Source organism: Rosenbergiella sp. YN46 (genome assembly GCF_036620675.1).
Taxonomy (GTDB): domain Bacteria; phylum Pseudomonadota; class Gammaproteobacteria; order Enterobacterales; family Enterobacteriaceae; genus Jejubacter.
The window spans coordinates 1-551 of the sequence record NZ_JAZHEE010000147.1 but is presented as its reverse complement, the minus strand read 5'-3'; the positions used below and the strand labels follow the sequence as shown (position 1 = coordinate 551).

Here is a 551-nt window from a genome sequence, read left to right as displayed (position 1 = left end):
TAATGCCAGTCAGTTAAGCAACTGACTGGCTGTTTTTCTCCGGGCCCTGCTGTATTTCTGGGGCCTCTCTTTTACCACCCTCGGGAAGGCCCTTTCCCTTCTTGTTGGCAACTTCACCAACTGCCCCATACTTTCAAGATCACGCATTAACTCCGGGATACGGCCCGGTGACGCTCCCTGTAGTGTCATCAGCATCCGCATCACCATCCCGCATGATTCTGAGAAGCTCAACTGATTCGGCCAGTAGCCCTTCAGCCCTGCCGCCATTTTTATCATCTGATAACGCACCAGGTTATAAGCCAGTAGTACGCCCCACAGCTCCTGCTCTACCAGCTCCGGTTTTTTACTCCGTAGCGTCAGCCTGCTCAGCTGCATCGTCTGTTTTATCTCCCGGTAACCCAGTTCGATTTCCCACCGGTGACTGTACAGGTCTGCCATCTCGCCTCCCGGGAATCGCATACCATCCGTCATTGACGTCAACAGATGACAGACTTTCCCCTTCCGGGTCACCGTCAGAAGTCGGGCTGTCATTTCCTCTCCCAGTTCCGGCC

General features: G+C 54.3%; 1 protein-coding gene. It reads right to left on the bottom strand.

Features of this window, described 5'->3' with window-relative positions; translation table 11 throughout:
• Nucleotides 1–9 precede the first annotated feature (9 nt).
• Nucleotides 10–551, bottom strand: a 542-nt coding sequence (locus tag V3W49_RS22960) for a transposase (protein ID WP_500148291.1), incomplete at its 5' end; no start/stop codon positions are given.